Origin of the sequence: Enterobacter sp. 148H3, from assembly GCF_034107425.1 — a bacterium.
Classification (GTDB): domain Bacteria; phylum Pseudomonadota; class Gammaproteobacteria; order Enterobacterales; family Enterobacteriaceae; genus Enterobacter; species Enterobacter vonholyi.
This window is the reverse complement of the sequence record NZ_JAWNEI010000012.1, coordinates 102659-115910: the sequence shown is the minus strand read 5'-3', so window position 1 is coordinate 115910 and position 13252 is coordinate 102659. Positions and strand designations below refer to the sequence as shown.

The following is a 13252-nucleotide window of genomic DNA, read 5'->3' as shown; positions in this document are numbered from 1 at the left end:
CTTTAATGAGCGAAGCCATTACCCCCGCCGCGCTGGAAACGCTGTTCACCGGCGCCCGCACCCATAACGGCTGGCAGGATATTGCCGTCAGCGACGAGACGCTGCGCGAAATCTACGACCTGATGAAATGGGGGCCCACGTCCGCCAACTGCTCCCCGGCGCGGATTGTGTTTGTGCGAAGCGCTGAGGGAAAAGAGAAGCTGCGCCCGGCGCTCTCCAGCGGCAACCTGGAGAAAACGCTTACCGCTCCGGTCACGGCGATTGTCGCCTGGGACGGTGAATTCTACGAGCGCCTGCCTGAACTGTTCCCGCACGGCGATGCCCGAAGCTGGTTTACCGCAAGCCCCGCGCTGGCGGAAGAGACCGCCTTTCGCAACAGCTCGCTGCAGGCCGCCTACATGATTTTCGCCTGTCGCGCGCTGGGGCTGGATACCGGCCCGATGTCGGGCTTTGACCGCCAAAAGGTCGACGAGGCTTTTTTCACCGGCACGACGCTTAAAAGCAACCTGCTGATCAACATTGGCTACGGCGACCCGGGCAAACTTTACGGGCGCCTGCCGCGCCTGACCTTCGACGATGCCTGCGGGCTGGCGTAAGGAGCGATGATGACGACACCGGATAAACAAACCTTTCGCGATGCTATGGCCTGCGTTGGCGCGGCGGTGAATATCATCACCACCGACGGCCCGGCGGGGATGGCAGGCTTCACCGCCAGCGCGGTGTGCAGCGTCACGGATTCACCGCCCACCCTGCTGGTGTGCCTGAACCGCGGCGCGTCCGTCTGGCCGACGTTCAGCGAGAACCGCACCCTGTGCGTCAATACCCTCAGCGCCGGACAGGAGCCGCTCTCAAACCTGTTTGGCGGCAAAACGCCGATGGAAGAACGCTTCGCCGCCGCCCGCTGGCAAACGGGCGACACTGGCTGTCCGCGCCTGGAGGAGGCGCTGGCCTCGTTTGACTGCCGGATCAGCCAGGTGGTGAGCGTCGGTACGCACGACATTCTTTTTTGCGACATCGTTTCGATTATTCGCCACCCCGCGCCGCAAGGCCTGGTGTGGTTTGACCGCGGCTACCACGCGCTTATGCGACCCGCCTGTTAACCCGCTTTAAGGAGACAGATCATGTTCGGATTTCCCCACTGGCAGTTGAAATCGACCTCCACAGAAGCTGGCGTGGTCGCGCCGGATGAACGACTCCCGCTCGGGCAGACGATGGTGATGGGCGTCCAGCACGCGGTCGCCATGTTTGGCGCCACGGTATTGATGCCGATGCTGATGGGACTGGATCCCAACCTCTCTATTCTGATGTCGGGTATCGGTACCCTGCTGTTCTTTTTTGTCACCGGCGGGCGCGTGCCCAGCTATCTGGGATCAAGCGCCGCCTTTGTCGGCGTGGTGATCGCCACCACCGGGTTTAACGGCCAGGGAATCAACCCCAACCTGAGCGTGGCCCTCGGCGGCATCATCGCCTGCGGTCTGGTGTATACCCTGATAGGTCTGGTGGTAATGAAGATCGGCACGCGCTGGATCGAACGTATGATGCCTCCAGTCGTCACCGGCGCCGTGGTGATGGCGATTGGCCTGAACCTTGCGCCGATTGCGGTGAAAAGCGTCTCCGGCTCGCCGTTTGAAAGCTGGATGGCGGTTGTGACCGTGCTGTGCATCGGCCTGGTGGCGGTGTTTACGCGAGGCATGATCCAGAGGCTGCTGATCCTGGTCGGTTTGATTTTCGCCTGTCTGGTCTACGCCGTGCTGGCGAACGTTTTTGGTCTGGGCAAGCCTGTTGATTTTACCCTGCTGCATCAGGCCGCCTGGTTCGGCCTGCCGAAAATCACCTCGCCCACCTTTAACACCCAGGCGATGATGCTTATCGCACCGGTGGCGGTGATCCTGGTGGCGGAAAACCTGGGTCACCTGAAGGCGGTAGCGGGAATGACCGGGCGCAGTATGGACCCGTACATGGGCCGCGCTTTCGTCGGCGACGGGCTGGCGACCATGCTCTCCGGTTCCGTGGGCGGCAGCGGCGTCACCACCTATGCCGAAAACATCGGCGTGATGGCGGTAACCAAAGTCTACTCGACGCTGGTCTTTGTCGCGGCGGCGGTGATGGCGATGCTGCTCGGCTTCTCGCCGAAGTTCGGCGCGCTGATCCACACCATTCCGTCACCGGTCATCGGCGGGGCCTCAATCGTGGTGTTTGGGCTGATCGCCGTGGCCGGCGCGCGTATCTGGGTGCAGCATCGGGTCGATCTCAGCCAGAACGGCAACCTGATTATGGTGGCCGTCACGCTGGTGCTGGGCGCAGGCGATTTTGCCCTGACGCTGGGCGGGTTTACGATCGGCGGGATTGGCACCGCGACCTTCGGCGCGATCCTGCTTAACGCCCTGCTGAGCCGCCGGATGGCCGCTGCGCCGCAGGGCGAGGTGGTACATCAGGATTCGTGATTTAACGTCGCGCTGTCATCTTCTGGCAGCGCGTTTTTCTTCCGCTTGAGCTTCAGCTCGCTCACCAGCACCCCGGCGACAATAAACGCCGCGCCCACCAGGGCCAGCAGCGGCAAACGCTCGCCGGCGAGTCGCCCGAAAATGCCTGCCCAGACCGGCTCACCGGTGTAGATCACCGTTGCCCGCGTCGGCGAGACACTGCGCTGCGCCCAGTTCATGGTGACCTGGATAATGGCGCTGAAGATACCCAGCCCCAGTGCGACTACCACCAGACCGGTGGACATCTGCGGCACGGACTCCCCTGCCGGAACCATCGTCGCAAAGGCCACCAGCGACGCCGTCGCGAGCTGCACCACCGTTACGCGTTTGACGTCGACCTTGCCCGCCCAGGCGCTAATTAGAATAATCTCCGCCGCAATGGCGATCGCCCCAATCAGGGTAATGATTTCGCCCGGCCCCAGCGCCAGCAGGTTATTTTCCGGCCCGGCCAGCAAAATCAGACCGATAAACGCCAGCACGATGCCAATACAGGACATCAACCCCGGCAGCCGACCCAGGCACAGCCACTGCAGCAGCGGCACCAGGGGCACATACATGGCGGTGATAAATGCGGATTTGCTGCTGGAGATGGTCTGCAATCCCCACGTTTGCAGGCTGTAGCCCATCGCTATCGCCACCCCAATCGCCACGCCGGCCTTAAGCTCTTTCAGCGTCAGCCCCCTAAGCGTTTTAAGCGAAATTAGCCCCACGGCAAGCGCCGCCGTCGCAAAGCGCAGGCCAACAAAAAAGAACGGATCGCTGAGGGTCACCGCGTGCTGAACGGCCAGAAACGTCCCGCCCCAGAACATGGTGATGAGAATGAGGATGGCTTCCTGCGGTTTAACGGAGAATTTGAAGCGTGAGACAGACATGCGGCACCAGAAAGAGAAAACAATTCTGTAGTGTGCGTTGCCTTTGGTTACAGTTCAATGTTGCAGAAATAAAAAACCGCCGGGAGATCCCGGCGGCAGAGGTTCAACCCGGCGTATTACTTACTGCTGCCGTGGCTGTTTTTCCCCCCTTTTTTACCAGCTTCTGATGCGCGCTGAGGGTCATTTTTAAAATTGCCCCCGCTGTGCTGGCCACCTTTACGACCTGCTTCTGATGCTCTTTCACGGTCTTCAGCGAAATTACCTGAACCACCACGATGGTTTGCCATCTCTAACCTCCAGAGTGTGAAACATTAGACATCATATTGCATTCAGTAAAAGAGGATTCTTTCACCTCGCGGCGCAAGGACAACGCCTTTATCTGTGCCGCGTGAAACTAAGCTTAGTGGACTGAGGCTGTCCGGCAAGCCAGAGGTAATATCCTGCAACATGATCTCAGTCTTTCGGATGAGATGACGCGGCGTGGATGCATAAGCCATTCTTATCATTTTAAAAATCCGCGCCTGGAAAGTTGTATCATTTTGCTACAAAGCCATTTTTCTACTCATGTTGTTATAAATCAAATAAATGGCGTTCATTTTTGCAGTCTGGCCGTGATGGCATATCTTTAAAAGAGCGCAGCGATCCGCTGTCAGAGAAACCAACGAGGAGTGAAGCAAAATGGCAAAAGTTCTGGTGCTCTATTATTCCATGTATGGACACATTGAAACCATGGCTCACGCGGTAGCAGAAGGTGCAAACAGGGTTGACGGCGTTGAGGTTGTGGTGAAACGCGTACCGGAAACCATGCAGGCGGAAGCCTTCCTGAAAGCCGGGGGGAAAACGCAAAACGCCCCGGTCGCCACCCCGCAGGAGCTGGCGGATTATGATGCCATTATCTTCGGCACCCCGACCCGCTTCGGCAATATGTCAGGCCAGATGCGCACCTTCCTCGATCAAACTGGCGGACTTTGGGCATCCGGGGCGCTCTACGGCAAACTCGCCAGCGTGTTCAGCTCTACCGGCACCGGCGGCGGTCAGGAGCAGACGATTACCTCAACCTGGACTACCCTTGCTCATCACGGGATGGTGATTGTGCCAATTGGCTACGGCGCGCAGGAGCTGTTTGACATTTCCCAGGTGCGTGGCGGTACGCCGTACGGCGCAACCACCATTGCCGGTGGGGATGGCTCACGTCAGCCAAGCAATGAAGAACTGTCTATCGCCCGCTATCAGGGTGAATACGTCGCGGGTCTGGCCAAAAAACTGAACGGCTAACACCCAACAGGAGGACAAGCATGCCAACTCAAGAATCCAAAGCTCACCACGTGGGCGAATGGGCAAGTTTACGCAACACCTCTCCGGAGATTGCCGAAGCTATCTTTGAAGTCGCGAAATACGATGAAAAGCTGGCCGAGCAGATTTGGGAGGAAGGTAACGATGAGGTGCTGGTGCGCGCCTTCGAAAAAACGGATAAAGACTCGCTCTTCTGGGGCGAGCAAACCATCGAACGTAAAAACGTCTAAGCGTTTCCCCCCGCCGCAGCGGGGGGTTCTCTTTTACTTCGCCGCGTTATTCATCACCGCATTGAATTTGTCGACAGGACAGAAGCCGTTCGCATCTACCGGGCAGCCTTTCAGCTCCAGCGTCACGCGCTGTGCAGGCGACTGCAGCGACAGCACGCTGGCGTTGCGCAGCTGCTCTGAGCTCTGATAGACATACTCAATTTTCATCAACTCCTGGTTGGCATTTTTGTCATGCCAGCGCTGGAAGACAATCTTGCCGCCAATCGGGGTGCGTTCCTGCTGGTCGTGCAGCTGATACGGTTTGAAATCCAGGGCCGTCAGCAGGGAAGCAATGTTCGAATCATGTCCCACCAGCAGGGTGATCTTAGGCGCTTTAGCCTGGTCGGTGACCAGCGTTTTATCGATATATTTCACCAGCGGCTTCGCTACGTTTTGCGCCACCTCGGTTGAGGTAAACAGCGAGTCCTGATAGCCGTTCTTCAGCTTCGACAGCACGCGCCACTGCTGGTCGGTTTTGATTTCTCCCCAGGCCACCTGGTCAGCCGGGAAGCCTTCGTAATACTGTAGCGTAAACGCGTCCACCAGCGAGTTACCCACCTTCAGCGGCCCGGATACGCCAGGCTCTTTTTCATAGTCGGCGCTGAAGGTATCTTTTGCGTCCGCCAGAGAGCAGACTTTTTTCTCTTTGCAGGACGGCGAATCGGCGTAGTTCGTCATCTGCTCAAGCAGCTTATAGCTTTCGCCAAGCTGCATTTTCTGCCGCTCGGTCTCCATCGCCTTGAGCGCTTTTTCACGGAATTCCGGCGTGTTATCGGTAATCACCGGGTTGAACGTCGGGTCCATGGTGCCCATTTTTTCCTGATGGTGCACGGGCACATCGCAGCCCGGGAACGCGCCGGTAATGAAGAACTGCGCGGTGGCGACGGTACGCTGCAGGCTGTTGGCGTAAGCATAAACGCTATCCGCCGCTGGACATTCTCCCGTCTTCACCATCCCCTGCTGCGCCAGCCACTCGCGCATGTAATGGCCCATATAGACTTCCAGCACGCCACCTTTGGTGGTGAGCTGACCGCCCGACACCTCCCACTCCGGCCACTGCTTCGGCGTGGACTGCTCCAGCACGCTGCCGTTATTAGCGAGCGGCGCGCGCAGGTTATGGCGACTCATGATTAAAACTTGCTCCAGCTGATACCCTTCCGGCGTCTCTTGCGCCTGCACGCCAAACGTTGCTGAAATGGAACCGGCGACTGCCAGCGCGAGTAGTGCTTTTCTCATCCCTAATTCCTCACTCGTTTTAAAATGTCGCGTTCAGTGTGACAGATTCGTGACAATTTTCCGGGAAGCATTTCTCAAACTGATGATTAACATGCTTACGACGCGTGCAGATTAGTTTTATAATAAAACCACACCCCACCGGAGAATTCGCTGTGAAACGTACCCGCCTTGAAGAGAGCACCTGCCCCGTCGCCCGTTCGCTGGATATTATAGGCGACTGGTGGTCGCTGCTGATTGTTCGCGACGCGCTACGCGGGATTAAACGCTTCGGCGAGTTCCAGAAAAGCCTCGGTATCGCAAAAAATATGCTGACTACGCGGCTAAAACTGCTGGTCGACGAGGGCATCCTCCGGCTTCAGCCTGCGTCTGACGGCAGCGCCTGGCAGGAGTATGTCCTGACCGATAAAGGGCGCGCCCTGCAAACGGTGCTGGTTGCCCTCTCTCAGTGGGGCAACGAGTTTTTGTTCGCGGAAAACGAATGCGGCACCGTGCTGGTCGATACCGAACAGCGCAAACCCCTGCGTAAACTGGCGCTTATCGCCGACGACGGGCGCGAACTGACGCCTGAAGAGATCGTGGCTAAACTCCCCTCCTGACCGTTCCCGACGGCAAAAGCACAAAATGCTCGCAAATATGGTTGCATTATAAAACCAAATAGCAGAGAGTTTATTCAGTTTCATATTGAAACCAAATAACCCACTCTGCTTTGAGGTAACACACGATGACTACGCAAATCACAACAGCCCTGATTACGGGTGCCTCTTCCGGGATCGGTGCCGTCTATGCTGACCGACTTGCCGCGCGCGGCGCTAACCTGGTGCTGGTCGCCCGTCGCGAGGATCGCCTGAAAATCCTCGCCGCCGACCTGCGCGCGCGCTATGGCGTGGCCGTCGATATTCTGGTTGCCGATCTCACCGATGAAGCCGGGATCCGCGCAGTGGAAGAAGAGCTGCGCAGCAATATCGCCATTGATACGCTCGTTAACAACGCGGGCACCGCGCAGATGGCACCGTTCCTCGCGGGCGAGGTGGCGCAGCATCAGGCCATCAATACCCTGAACACCACGGCGCTGATGCGTCTGACCTACGCCATCCTGCCGCGCCTGGCGCAGAACAATCGCGGCACGCTGATCAATATCGCGTCCGTGCTGGCCCTGCACGTCCGGGCGGGCAGCGCGCTTTACAGCGCCACCAAGGCGTGGGTATTGAGCTTTACACGTGGGTTACAGGAAGAATTTGCCGACAGCAACGTGCGCATTCAGGCCGTATTGCCTGCCGCCACGGCGACTGAAATCTGGAGCCATTCAGGCGTCACGGTGGACGATCTGCCGGAAGGATCGGTGATGACCACCGACGATATGGTGGATGCGTCGCTGGCGGGTCTGGATCAGGGTGAACCGATCACCATCCCGCCGATGCATGACGCTGGCCTGTGGGATCGCTACGAAGCGGCGCGTCTTGAGCTGTTCAACAGCGCGCGCACCGGCATTCCGGCACCGCGCTACGTAAAACAGTAGCCTAACGCTCAAGCTGGTCGCCGTACTCGCTCATCCAGGCGGCCAGCGGGGAGAGTGCGTCCTGCAGGGTTAACCCCAGCTCGGTTATCTGATACTCCACGCGCGGCGGGATCTCCGGGTAGACCGTCCGCGTCACCAGCCCGCGCTGCTCAAACAGGCGCAGCTGCTTCGTCAGCTCTTTCTGCGTGATGGGGGCAGCCGCCCGCAGCAGATCGCCAAAGCGTACGGGCGTATTAAAGACAATCAGGCGATAGAGAATGGGGATCGCCCATTTACCGGAAATCAGGTTCACAAACTGCGTCATCGGGCAGGTATACGCCTCAGATTTTTTTTCGCAGCACACCTCCAGCATTTCTGCCATAGCACACCTCTTGCCTCTTTAGTATCCATTTGGTACCTGGTTTCCTTTCGATACTAACGTTTCTATAGTGCTTTCTCCAGTGACATTTCAGGAGAAGAATATGGGTCGTTTAACAGATAAATATACGCTGATTACCGGCGGCACCAGCGGCATCGGTCTCGCCACCGCGCAGGCGTTTATCGCCGAAGGCGCGCGCGTCGCCGTGACCGGGCGTAACCCGGACACCCTCGCCGAAGCAGAACGTATTCTTGGCGATAAGGCCTGGGTGATCCCAACCGATGCGGGCGATATCTCGTCGCAAAAAGCCCTGGCGGAAACCCTCGCCGCCCGCTGGCCGCGCCTGGACGCGGTGTTTCTCAACGCCGGCGACGTAACGCACGCGCCGCTGGAAGAGTGGCGGGAAGAGACCTGGGATCGCCTGATGGGCATCAACCTGAAGGGACCGTTCTTTTTGATTCAGGCGCTGCTGCCGCTGCTGAATAACCCGTCGTCGGTGATCCTCTGCGGCTCCGTGAGCGCGCGCATCGGCCTGCCCACCAGCAGCGTGTATGCCGCGAGCAAGGCCGCCCTGCTGTCGCTGGCGCGCACGCTCTCGGCGGAACTGCTGCCGCGCGGGATACGCGTCAACGGCCTGAGCCCCGGTCCGGTGGAGACCCCGGCGTTTACCAAAACGGGCTTAAGCGACGAGGCGCTTAACGCGATGATGGCGGAAATCATCAAGCTGGTGCCGCTCGGCAGAATGGGCTCAACGGCGGAGCTGGCAAAAGCCGCGCTCTATCTGGCGTCCGACGAGTCGAGCTACACGGTGGGAACCGAGCTGCTGGTGGACGGCGGAATGGGGAGCCTGTAACTCAAAAGGCGCTGATGCCGGTGACCGCGCCGACATACAGCGCCGCCCACGCGCAGGCGGAAAGCAGGCTGACGGCGTAGACCTTTGCTGCATTCAGCCTGAGCATACCCGCTGCCAGCGGCACGATGTAACGCAGCACCGCCAGAAAGCGCGACGTAAACAGTGCGATAACGCCGTTCTTTTGCAGCTGATGCTGTACTCGCAAAAACGTAGCGGCATGCTTCGACGTAAAGCGCGCGACCAGCCGGGTGTGCCCCATCAGCTGCCCTAAGTGGTAGTTCAGCACCGATCCCGCCGTTGCCCCCATCACTACGGCCAGCCATGCCAACGCAGGATGCATGCTCCCCTGGCTGACGGTAATGCCCGCCAGCAGCATCACCGACGCGGGCGGCAGCACGGAGGAGATCAGCACCGTCGATTTACTCAGCGCCATCACAAATAACAGCGCGAAAAGATGTGCCGGATACAGCGCAAAATGATTCAGCAGATTATCAAGCCACGCCATTTTCTCTCCTCCGTTAATTATTTAATCCTCCATTTAAAATGAATAAACCTAAATAAACCCTCAACGCTTTATTAATAATATTTATCTAAACCGTTCTTAAACATTATTTAATTTCCTGAGCGGTAAATTTAAACAGGCGTATTATTTCCCTCGTTTTACAACGATCTCGTTATGGCGAGGCTCCTGTACAAATACACGTTATCGCTCTGGTAGGTTCGAGAGAACCGGCACAGGGTAAAACAGGCACTGTCGAATCAAGGCTTTGTCAGTATAACTTCCCTCGCGGGATACGGTGTACAGTGCTGAACCCAGGACGTGGGGATCTCCTCTTCGACATGCCCTGTCTTGCTCGCCCCTGAGAGATGTTATTATTCAAAGGGAATTCACTATGTCTTACGCTATTCACAACCAAAACCTGGCATTCAATGACAGCGCTGTCGCGCAATATATGAATACCGATTTTATTGTCCTCGATATTTCATTATGCGTGGCGCTGGCGCGCGAGCAATTCTTCGAAAAATTAAAAGACGACGATATTCCGTCTCATATTTTTATTGAAGACAATGGTCGCCTGGCGGGCATGATTGCCGTGCGTAAATTGCTGCAAACCGCCGACACGGTCCAGCCGGTGAAATCGCTGATGATTTCGCAGTTTTTGCAGGTCAAACCGGAGGATGAACGTGCCGACGTTGCCGGACTGCTGGCGCACGGCGGCGCGGATGTGGTGCCTGTGGTCACCCACGGCAAGCTCGTCGGCTGCCTGACGGAGCGCGAAATCGCCCATCTGCTGGAAGATGACGTCACTGAAGACGCCCAGCTTCAGGGGGCGACGCTACCGCTGGAGAAGCCCTATCTGGATACCAGTCCGTATAGCCTGTGGAAGAAACGCTCCGTCTGGCTGCTGCTGCTTTTTGTCGCAGAAGCCTACACCAGCTCGGTGATCCAGCATTTCGAAGAGGCGCTGGAGTCCGCCATCGCGCTGGCGTTTTTTATTCCACTGCTGATCGGCACGGGCGGCAACAGCGGGACGCAGATCACCTCCACGCTGGTGCGCGCCATGGCGCTGGGAGAAGTCCGTCTGCGCGACGTTGGCCGCGTGCTGCGTAAAGAGATGACCACCTCGCTGATGATTGCCGCCACGCTCGGTATCGCAGGGTGTATCCGCGCCTGGATGATGGGGATTGGGCTGGAGATTACGCTCATCGTCAGCCTGACGCTGGTGTGCATTACGCTCTGGAGTGCGATTGTGTCGTCCGTCATTCCGATGGTGCTCAAGCGCTGCGGCATTGACCCGGCTGTCGTCTCCGCGCCGTTTATTGCGACGCTTATCGACGGTACCGGGCTGATTATCTACTTTAAGATCGCGCAATATACGCTGGGGCTGGAGTAACGCGGTCCGCCAGCTGGATCACCGCTCGCGAAAACGCCTCAATCGCCAGGGCGACATCTTCAGCCATCACCGATTCCGCCGGATGGTGGCTGACGCCTCCTTTGCAGCGCACAAACAGCATGCCGACCGGCCAGCGTTCCGCGATGGCAATCGCATCGTGGCCCGCACCGCTGGGTAGCGATAGCGAGCGACCCTGTACCGAATTGACCGCCTCCTCCAGCACGTTTTGCAGGTGGGTATCGCACGGCGTGGCGGCAATGCGGTAAAACTCCTCGGCGCTGAAGTCCAGATTGCGGCGCGATGCGATCGCCTGCGCATGCTCCAGCAGGTCGTTAAGCAACCGATCCAGCGGCGCATCCTGCGGGCCGCGAATATCCAGCGAGAGCTGAACCTCGCCGGGGATCACGTTCACCGCCCCCGGCAGGCAGCGCAGTTCGCCAACCGTCGCCACCAGGTTTCCGCCCTGCTGTCGGGTAGCGTTTTCAATGATGACCATCCACTCGGCGGCGGCGGCCAGCGCATCCCTGCGGTGGTGCATCGGCACGGTTCCCGCGTGCCCGGCCTCGCCGGTAAAGCGGCAGTTCAGACGACGCGCGCCGTTAATGGCTTGCACCACGCCCAGGGCGAGCGCCTCCTGCTCAAGGCACGGCCCCTGCTCAATATGCAGCTCCAGATAGGCGCTGAAATCCTCCTGACGGCGCGCGGCATGCAACACGCGGGCAGGATCGAGCCCCACCAGAGTCATCGCCTGCGCCACGCTGATGCCGCTGGCGTCGGCTTTCTCCAGCCAGCCCTGCGGCCAGGTGCCGGTGATGCCCCGGCTGCCTAACAGCGTAATGCCGAAGCGGGTACCCTCTTCGTCGCAAAAGCCGACAATCTCGATGGCCTGCGCCAGATGCACACCCTGCTGGTGCAGGCTGTCCACCACCTCAATGGCGGCAAGCACGCCGAGCATGCCGTCGTAGCGCCCGGCATTGCGCACGGTATCGAGATGCGAGCCGAGCAGCACCGCCTGCGCCCCCTCCTGCTGGCCTTCATAGCGTCCGCAGATATTGCCCACGCTGTCCTGCCAGACGGTCATGCCCGCCTGGCGCATCCACTCTCCGACCAGCTGGTTAGCCTGCAGATGCTGCGTGGAGAGATAGACCCGCGTCAGGCCGTCCGGGGTTTCGCTGATGGCGGCCAGCGCGTCGGCGCGCGCCATCACCCGCTCTGCCGCCGGGCTCATTGCGGCGTCTCGCGGCGATAGTGGTCCCATGCGGCCTGCATGGCGGCCCCCTGCGTGGTGGAGAATTTCAGGTAGTTCAGCACCGACTCCAGCGCGCTCAGGGTGGTCATCACGCAGTCCTTGCGTGCGTTGTAGCCCATGGTGCCAATGCGCCAAACTTTGCCGTGCAGCGGGCCAAACGAGGTGCCGATTTCAATCCCGAAATCCTCCAGCATCAGCTTACGCACCTGGTCACCGTTGATGCCCTGCGGGATCACCACGCCCAGCACGTTGTTCATCTTGTGCTTCAGGTCGCCGAAGGTCTCCAGCCCCATCGCCTGAATGCCCTTCAGCAGCGCATCGCCGTGCAGCCTGTGGCGAGCGATGCCGTTATCCAGCCCCTCCTGCAGGATCAGACGCGCGCACTCGCGGGCGCCAAACAGCGCGGTGGTGGCTTCGGTGTGGTGGTTAAGACGTTCCGGCCCCCAGTAGTCCATCACCATGCCGAGATCGAAGTAGTTGGAGTAGATTATCTCCTCGTCGCCGTCGCGGTGGGCGTCGGTGCGTATGCCTTCCTCAACGCATTTGCGGCGGCGGATCGCCTCCTCCATGCGCGCGCTCAGGGTGATCGGCGAGGTGCCAGACGGGCCGCCGAGGCATTTCTGCATCCCGGCCGAGACGGCATCCAGCCCCCAGGCATCGGTCTCCAGCGCGTTACCGCCGAGCGACGCGGTGGCATCGGTGTAAAACAGCACGTCGTAGCGGCGGCAGATCGCGCCCAGCTCGGCGAGCGGCTGCAGCATGGTGGTGGAGGTGTCGCCCTGCACGGTCAGCAGCAGGCGCGGACGAATACGCTTAATCGCATCCTCGACCTGATCCGGGGTAAACACCTCGCCCCACGGCACCTCGATGGTATGCACCTCCGCGCGGCAGCGGCGGGCAATTTCGCACAGCAGGTGGCCAAAGCGGCCAAAGACCGGCACCAGCACCTTATCTCCCGGGCGGATGGCGGAGACCAGAATGGCTTCAATCCCCGCGCGGGATGTACCGTCCACCAGCATCGTCCAGCGGTTTTCGGTGCGGAATACCCCGCGATAAAGCGCCATCACCTCGTTCATGTAGTGGGTCATGGCCGGGTCGTACTGCCCGATCAGCTGGCTCGACATGGCGCGCAGCACGCGCGGGTCGGCGTTGATCGGGCCCGGCCCCATCAGCAGGCGCTGCGGCGGGTTGATTTGCGGAAAGTGTGCGATATCCATTGTTAAGTCCT

16 protein-coding genes and 1 riboswitch are annotated in these 13252 nt (G+C 59.4%); of the genes, 9 read left to right on the top strand and 7 right to left on the bottom strand.

Annotated features, from left to right (window positions below; all coding sequences use genetic code 11):
• Positions 1 to 5 precede the first annotated feature (5 nt).
• From USH94_RS17550 to rutG, 3 genes are read left to right on the top strand one after another with little or no spacing between them, the layout of a single operon-like run.
• Positions 6 to 596: a malonic semialdehyde reductase gene (locus tag USH94_RS17550; protein WP_111964497.1), complete on the top strand. Its 591-nt coding sequence runs from the start codon at positions 6 to 8 to the stop codon at positions 594 to 596.
• 9 nt (positions 597 to 605) lie between these two features.
• Positions 606 to 1100 (top strand): NADH-dependent FMN reductase RutF, encoded by a 495-nt coding sequence (rutF, locus tag USH94_RS17545; RefSeq protein WP_111964498.1) that lies wholly within the window; start codon positions 606 to 608, stop codon positions 1098 to 1100.
• Positions 1101 to 1121: 21 nt separating this feature from the next.
• Positions 1122 to 2444 carry a pyrimidine utilization transport protein G gene (gene rutG / locus USH94_RS17540; protein ID WP_111964499.1) on the top strand — a complete coding sequence of 441 codons (1323 nt, stop codon included), beginning with the start codon at positions 1122 to 1124 and terminating at the stop codon, positions 2442 to 2444.
• Here the strand turns inward: rutG and USH94_RS17535 are convergent.
• Both USH94_RS17535 and USH94_RS17530 read right to left on the bottom strand, forming a co-directional pair.
• Entirely contained in the window at positions 2432 to 3355 is a 924-nt protein-coding gene (locus tag USH94_RS17535) for a DMT family transporter (RefSeq protein ID WP_111964500.1), read from the bottom strand. The genes rutG and USH94_RS17535 overlap by 13 nt on opposite strands.
• Before the next feature lie 116 nt (positions 3356 to 3471).
• Complete coding sequence (locus USH94_RS17530; protein ID WP_023311077.1) at positions 3472 to 3642, bottom strand: general stress protein; 171 nt, start codon at positions 3640 to 3642, stop codon at positions 3472 to 3474.
• A gap of 391 nt (positions 3643 to 4033) precedes the next feature.
• Here USH94_RS17530 and wrbA point away from each other — a divergent pair, with 391 nt between their 5' ends.
• On the top strand, positions 4034 to 4630 hold the full coding sequence (gene wrbA / locus USH94_RS17525; RefSeq protein ID WP_023311076.1) for an NAD(P)H:quinone oxidoreductase: 597 nt from the start codon (positions 4034 to 4036) through the stop codon (positions 4628 to 4630).
• 20 nt (positions 4631 to 4650) lie between these two features.
• Positions 4651 to 4878, top strand: coding sequence for a YccJ family protein (locus USH94_RS17520; RefSeq protein WP_008499832.1), 228 nt, complete (start codon positions 4651 to 4653; stop codon positions 4876 to 4878).
• Between the two features lie 33 nt (positions 4879 to 4911).
• Here the strand turns inward: USH94_RS17520 and agp are convergent, their stop codons facing one another.
• The gene (gene agp, locus USH94_RS17515) at positions 4912 to 6153 is read right to left on the bottom strand and encodes a bifunctional glucose-1-phosphatase/inositol phosphatase (RefSeq protein ID WP_111964501.1); all 1242 of its coding nucleotides are present in this window, start codon (positions 6151 to 6153) and stop codon (positions 4912 to 4914) included.
• Positions 6154 to 6305: 152 nt separating this feature from the next.
• Here agp and USH94_RS17510 point away from each other — a divergent pair, with 152 nt between their 5' ends.
• Together USH94_RS17510 and USH94_RS17505 are read left to right on the top strand one after the other, a co-directional pair.
• Complete coding sequence (locus USH94_RS17510) at positions 6306 to 6749, top strand: winged helix-turn-helix transcriptional regulator (protein ID WP_111964502.1); 444 nt, start codon at positions 6306 to 6308, stop codon at positions 6747 to 6749.
• A gap of 125 nt (positions 6750 to 6874) precedes the next feature.
• Positions 6875 to 7669: an SDR family NAD(P)-dependent oxidoreductase gene (locus tag USH94_RS17505; RefSeq protein WP_111964503.1), complete on the top strand. Its 795-nt coding sequence runs from the start codon at positions 6875 to 6877 to the stop codon at positions 7667 to 7669.
• Between the two features lies 1 nt (position 7670).
• On the opposite strand, the gene USH94_RS17500 is transcribed toward USH94_RS17505, so the two are convergent.
• Entirely contained in the window at positions 7671 to 8030 is a 360-nt protein-coding gene (locus USH94_RS17500) for a winged helix-turn-helix transcriptional regulator (RefSeq protein WP_023335206.1), read from the bottom strand.
• A 100-nt stretch (positions 8031 to 8130) separates the two neighbouring features.
• Here USH94_RS17500 and USH94_RS17495 point away from each other — a divergent pair, with 100 nt between their 5' ends.
• Complete coding sequence (locus tag USH94_RS17495; protein ID WP_111964504.1) at positions 8131 to 8880, top strand: SDR family oxidoreductase; 750 nt, start codon at positions 8131 to 8133, stop codon at positions 8878 to 8880.
• Position 8881: 1 nt separating this feature from the next.
• Here the strand turns inward: USH94_RS17495 and USH94_RS17490 are convergent, their stop codons facing one another.
• Positions 8882 to 9385, bottom strand: coding sequence for a DedA family protein (locus tag USH94_RS17490; protein ID WP_111964505.1), 504 nt, complete (start codon positions 9383 to 9385; stop codon positions 8882 to 8884).
• 158 nt (positions 9386 to 9543) lie between these two features.
• Positions 9544 to 9713: riboswitch (M-box (ykoK) riboswitch) on the top strand.
• Positions 9714 to 9773: 60 nt separating this feature from the next.
• Here USH94_RS17490 and USH94_RS17485 point away from each other — a divergent pair.
• Entirely contained in the window at positions 9774 to 10775 is a 1002-nt protein-coding gene (locus tag USH94_RS17485) for a magnesium transporter (protein WP_111964506.1), read from the top strand.
• Here USH94_RS17485 and hpxK read toward each other — a convergent pair.
• Positions 10741 to 12003: an allantoate amidohydrolase gene (hpxK, locus tag USH94_RS17480; protein WP_111964507.1), complete on the bottom strand. Its 1263-nt coding sequence runs from the start codon at positions 12001 to 12003 to the stop codon at positions 10741 to 10743. The two genes, USH94_RS17485 and hpxK, sit on opposite strands and share 35 nt — an antisense overlap.
• Entirely contained in the window at positions 12000 to 13241 is a 1242-nt protein-coding gene (locus tag USH94_RS17475; RefSeq protein ID WP_111964508.1) for a pyridoxal-phosphate-dependent aminotransferase family protein, read from the bottom strand. The genes hpxK and USH94_RS17475 overlap by 4 nt, the downstream gene beginning before the upstream one ends.
• Positions 13242 to 13252: the final 11 nt, after the last annotated feature.